Here is a 5294-nt window from a genome sequence, read left to right as displayed (position 1 = left end):
AGCGTCACGGCCAGCGCCGCGCCCTTGGCCCCCCCGATCGCCTGCATGAGCCCCGCCATCGCCGCCCTTGCGTCCGTCGTCGGCCGCCCCTCGGCATCGGTGGCCCAGGTCTCGGGGATCGCCTCGCCGCTCTGCGCCGCCTTCCGCACCTTCGAGCGCGCGGCCACCGTCAGCGCCATGTCGAGAAGGACGTGCCGCCCGCCCGCGTGGGGCAGCCCGATCCCGAGGGGGGAGTTGCCGACGCGGGCCGCCCTGCCCCCCGGAGGCGCCAGCATCGGCGTGGTATTCGATGTGACGATACAGGCGAACCCCGCCTCCGCCGCCGTCCACAGCAGCGGCGACAGCGCGCCCAGATGCGTGGCGTTCCTGAGGAAGGCGCCGCCGAGCCCGGTCTCCCGCGCGGCCTCGATCGCGTGGCGGAGGGCCTGCATCGCGGCGCCTGGCCCGAGGGCGTGGCGCGCGTCGATGAGGCGGAGCGCGGGGGCGGGCGCGGTCACGTCAGGCACCGCCGAGGGGTCCATTCCCCCCGCCCGCAACCGCGCGACGCAGAGCGGCACGCGCGCGAGGCCATGCGTCGGGATACCCATCATCTCGGCCAGGAGCAGCGCCTCGGCCCCGTCCCCGGCGATGTCCGCCCCGACCCCCGCAAGACGGAAGGCGCGGACGGCGAGCGCCCGCGCCTCCTCGACCGTCACGCGCTCCATGGGCCTCAGCCGCCCGCCTTCTCGGCCTTGCCCCCGCCCGAACCGATCCGCCCCATGAGCGGCAGCACGATCAGGAGCACGATCGTCACCCCGATGATCCAGAGCGAGGCGGGACGCTCGAGGAAGATGCCGAAGGACCCGCGCGAGATCGTCAGCGTCTGGCGCAGCGCCTCCTCCGCCAGCGGGCCGAGCACGAGCGCGAGGACCAGCGCGGCGGGCGAGAAGCCGTAGAGCCGCATGAAGAAGCCGACGATGCCGGCGGCGAACATCAGGTAGACCTCGATGAAGCTCGCGTTCACCGAGAAGGTACCGAGCGTGCAGATGACCACGACCGACGGCCCGAGGATGCGGTAGGGCACCTTGATGATCTGCACGAAGAGCGGGATCGCGAAGATCGAGATCGCCAGGAGCGCCATGTTGCCCAGATACATCGAGGCGATGAGGCCCCAGGCGAGTTCGGGGTTCTGCTCCATGAAGAGCGGCCCGGGGCGCAGCCCCCAGAGGAGGAAGGCCGCGAGCAGCACGGCCGTCGAGGCGGAGCCCGGAATGCCCAGCGTCAGGAGCGGGATCATCGCCCCCGAGGAGGCCGCGTTGTTCGCCGTCTCGGGGGCCACGAGGCCCGCCATCTCGCCCTTGCCGAAGTTCTCGGGATTCTTCGAGATCGAGCGCTCCGACGAATAGGCCATGAGGGACGCGATGGTCGCGCCCGCGCCGGGAATCACGCCCACGACGAAGCCCAGGATCGAGCCGCGCACCATGGTCCACTTGGTCGAGATGTAGTCCTGCGCCGTGGGCCAGAAGCGCTGCTCCTTGCCGTACTGGACGAGCGAGCCCGAGCGCGTCTTGTGAAGCCCGGAATAGAAGGCGTAGAACAACTCGCCCAAGCCGAAGAGGCCGATGGCGATGGGGATGAAGTAGATGCCACCGATCAGCTCCGCCGAGCCGAAGGTGTAGCGTCCCTGCCCCGTCTCGAGGTCGACGCCCACGGTCCCGAGCGCGAAGCCGATCAGCGCCGAGATCACGCCGAGCTTCCAGTTCGACCCGATCATCACCAGCAGCGTCAGCATCCCCATTGCGGCCAGTAGGAAGTATTCCGGCGGCCCGAAGCTGCGCGAGACCTGGCTGAACATCGGCGCGAGGATGGTGATGAGGACGACGCCCACGGTGCCCCCCACGAAGGAGGCCACCGCCTGCATCACCAGCGCCGGTCCCGCCCGCCCGTTCTTGGCCAGCGGATAGCCGTCGAAGGTGGAGGCGACGGTCGCGCTCTCTCCGGGCGTGTTCAGGAGGATCGAGGTGATCGTGCCGCCGTACATCGCGCCGTAGTAGATCGCGGCCAGCATCATGATCGCGCCGATCGGGTCCATGCCGAAGGTCACGGGCAGCAGGATCGCGAGCCCGGCGGAGGGGCCGAAGCCCGGGATCACGCCCACGATCATGCCGACCATCGCCCCGATCAGCAGGTAGACCATGTTGATCGGGGTGATGGCGATCGACAGGCCCATCACGAGATCCGAGAAGATGTCCATTTTGGCTCCCTTGGACGGGCGGCAGGACCGCGCGTGTCAGAAAGGAAGATCGAGGAGGGCGGGCGGCATGTTGGCGTTCAGGAGCCGGTCGAACAGGAGGTAGACGCCGATCGGCAGGATGACCGCGACGGCCGCGTTCTGGAGGTGCCGGCCGGGGTTCAGGATCGTCAGCGCCACGCCGAGGTAGATCACCGTCGCGACGAAGCCCCCGAAGAGGCGCAGCAGCACCGCGTAGCCGAGCGCGAGCAGGATCAGCGTCACGCCGTCCCGCCAGCTGCCCTCGTCCTCGCCCGGCCCGTCGCCCGCCATGGCGAGGCTGCGCGCGCGCAACGCGTCGAGAAGCGCCCAGATCGTCATGACGACCATGCCGACGCCCACGATGCGCGGGAAGAAGCCCGGCCCGAGGCGGCCCGTCCGCGTCAGGAAGTTGAGGTCCAGAAACGCGATGTAGCTGTAGAAGACGGCGCCGCCGAGCACGGCGAGCAGAAAGACGATGCGCATGTCCACCCCATGAAGAGACAGCCGGGCCGGGGCGTCCCTGCACCCCCGGCCCGGCGTTTTCCGCGCGCTTACTGGATCGCGCCGACCGAGCGCAGCACCTCGCCGAAGCCGTCCTGCGTGCGGGTCAGGAAGGCGCGGAACTCCTCGCCATAGAGAACCGTCGGCGTGAGCGTGTTGTTCTCGATGTAGGCGGCCCATTCCGGGGTCTCGACCACGCGCTGCATGGTCGCGATCCACCATTCCTGAGCCTCGGCGGGCGCGTCGGGCGGCAGGATCAGGCCGCGCGGCATCGACACGCCGATGTCGTGGCCGACCTCGCCCATCGTCGGCACGCCTTCCAGCGCGGCCGGGGTGGAGGAGCCCGAGTAGACAAGCGCGCGCAGGTCGCCCGAGTCGATCAGGCCCAGGATCTCGCCCGGGTTGCCGACCATCGCGTCGACCGAGCTCGACAGCAGCGCGGTCGTCTGGTCCGCCATCGAGTTGAACGAGACGTATTCGAACTCGAAGCCCGCCGCCTGCGCGAAGAGCGTCGGCACGATGAAGTCCACGTTCACGGTGCCGGTGCCGGCGATGGTGATCGGGTTCTCCTGCGCGTAGGCGATGAACTCGTCGATGGTCTGGATCGGCGAGGAGCCGTTGACCACGAGCACGAGGTCGTCGGTGGCGAGCAGCGCCACGGGGGTGAAGTCCGCGGGCTGCCAGGGCGTGTCGGCCTGGAGCGGCGTCGTCACGAAGCTGCCCGACGTCGTGGAGATGCCGTAGCCCGAGCCCGCCTGCCCGAACAGGTGGCCCCAGCCGACCGCGCCCGAGCCGCCGGCGCGGTTCTCGACCGCGATGTCGCCCGGATAGAGGTCGTAGGTGTTCAGGATGTCGACGATCGTGCGCGCCATGATGTCGTTGCCGCCGCCCGGACCGAAGGCGATGGTCCAGTCGAGCGTCTCGCCCGGATCGGGATATTCCTGCGCCATGGCCGGCGATGCCGCCAGCATGACGGTGGCGAAGGCTGCCGCCACCGCCGCGCGGCCGCTGGCCGCTCTGGTTTCCGTAAAGGTCATGTGTTCCTCCCTTGGGTGGCTTGGTGCCCGGTGCCGTCCCCTCCTCCGGGGTGCGGCTGGGCGGTCGGCTGGAGGTCCCCGGTTTCCCCCATCGTCTCCAGCAATCTGGTCTTCCCGTTCGCGTGGTGGGCCGCGCCGCTGTCGCGCGCGCCCTCCACGTCGCCGTCGAGGATCGCCTGCGCGATCCTCAGGTGCTCGGTGTTCGAGATGCGCAGCGAGGCCGCCCCCTGCAGGACGCGCTGCCGCATCAGCCGCACCTCCTTGCCGAGCGAGGTGTAGAGCGCGGCGGCCCGCCTTGCCCCCGAGGCACGGGCGACGGCGTCGTGGAAGGCGAGGTTGAGGGCGAAGTAGCGCTCCTCCTCGCCGCCCGCGATGGCCTCCTCCATCTCGGCGACCGCGGCCAGCAGCGCCTGCCGCGTCTCGAGCGCCGCCGACCGCGCGGCCTCGGCGCAGAGATAGCCCGCGATCATCGCCCGCAGGTCGTAGAGCTCGAGCGCGTCCGCGAGCGTGAGCTCGCGCACGAAGACGCCCTGGTTGGCCACCGCGGTCACGAGCCCCTCCCGCTCGAGCGCGCGGGCGGCCTCCCGCACGGGCCCGCGGCTGACGCCCAGCTCCTCGGCGAGCTGATGCTCGTTCAGCCGCTCGCCGCGCCCGATCTCGCCCCGCAGGATCATCTCCTCGAGGGCGTCGCGCACCTCGGCCGTCAGCGAGCGTTCCCGCCGCCGGGCCAGCATCTGACGCATGTCGTGACGCACCTGCATGGGGCGGATCACACGACGCGGATTGTAGATTGTCAACAAAATTTTGTTGAATAGCGACGGAAACCGCCTTAACCATCTGATGCGCAGGGGCGCGGGCGATCCTCATGCCGCACAGGAAAACAACGGAAAACAAGGACAAGCGACGCATGGCGCAGGCAGGTCTCGCGGGAAGGGCCGCGTTCGTCTCCGGGTCGGGCCAGAACATCGGACGCGCCATCGCGGTGCGGCTCGCGAGCATGGGCTGCAACGTCGTCGTGAACGGCTCGACGAACGAGGACGCCTGCGCCGAGACCGCCGCGCTGGTCGAGGCCGAGGGCGCGAAGGCGCTCGTCGTCATGGGCGACGTGGGCGACGCGGCCGCGTCCGCGCGGATGTCGCGCGCGGCGCTGGCCCGCTTCGGCACCATCGACATCCTCGTGAACAACGCCGCGCGGCGCCCGCACAAGCCCTTCCTCGAGATGACGGACGCGGACTGGAACGCGGTCGTCGACACGGCGCTGACCGGCGCCTTCCGCCTCAGCCGCGCCTTCCTGCCCGGAATGGTCGCGCAGGGCTGGGGCCGGATCGTGAACTTCGCGGGCATGAAGGCGATCAAGGGCTACCACGAGGGCGCGCCGATCTCGGCGGCCAAGCACGGCGTCTGGGGCCTGACCAAGGCGCTGTCGCAGGAATTCGCCGGCAAGGGCATCACCGCCAACGTCGTCTCGGCCGGCCAGATCCGCCACGAGAGCCCGGCGGAGGACG

General features: G+C 70.2%; 6 protein-coding genes. 1 reads left to right on the top strand and 5 read right to left on the bottom strand.

Going from position 1 to position 5294, the window contains the following annotated elements; genetic code table 11:
- From ACTS11_RS19325 to ACTS11_RS19305, 5 genes are all read right to left on the bottom strand, one after another.
- A partial coding sequence (locus ACTS11_RS19325; protein WP_442641920.1) for an Ldh family oxidoreductase occupies positions 1 to 704 on the bottom strand: 704 nt, incomplete at its 3' end.
- 5 nt (positions 705 to 709) lie between these two features.
- Entirely contained in the window at positions 710 to 2233 is a 1524-nt protein-coding gene (locus tag ACTS11_RS19320; RefSeq protein ID WP_442641919.1) for a tripartite tricarboxylate transporter permease, read from the bottom strand.
- 36 nt (positions 2234 to 2269) lie between these two features.
- Complete coding sequence (locus ACTS11_RS19315; protein WP_442641918.1) at positions 2270 to 2734, bottom strand: tripartite tricarboxylate transporter TctB family protein; 465 nt, start codon at positions 2732 to 2734, stop codon at positions 2270 to 2272.
- A gap of 68 nt (positions 2735 to 2802) precedes the next feature.
- A complete protein-coding gene (locus tag ACTS11_RS19310) occupies positions 2803 to 3789 on the bottom strand; it encodes a Bug family tripartite tricarboxylate transporter substrate binding protein (RefSeq protein WP_442641917.1) in 987 nt (328 codons plus the stop codon).
- The gene (locus ACTS11_RS19305; protein ID WP_442641916.1) at positions 3786 to 4550 is read right to left on the bottom strand and encodes a GntR family transcriptional regulator; all 765 of its coding nucleotides are present in this window, start codon (positions 4548 to 4550) and stop codon (positions 3786 to 3788) included. Before ACTS11_RS19305 ends, ACTS11_RS19310 begins: the two co-directional genes overlap by 4 nt.
- Before the next feature lie 146 nt (positions 4551 to 4696).
- Between ACTS11_RS19305 and ACTS11_RS19300 the strand changes: the two genes are divergently transcribed.
- Positions 4697 to 5294: SDR family NAD(P)-dependent oxidoreductase (locus ACTS11_RS19300; protein ID WP_442641915.1), on the top strand; the 598-nt coding region annotated here is incomplete at its 3' end.

The sequence above is a fragment of the Roseicyclus sp. genome, from assembly GCF_052168335.1.
Lineage (GTDB): Bacteria > Pseudomonadota > Alphaproteobacteria > Rhodobacterales > Rhodobacteraceae > Roseibacterium.
The sequence above is the reverse complement of the archived record's forward strand: the minus strand, read 5'-3'. Positions and strand labels throughout refer to the sequence as shown.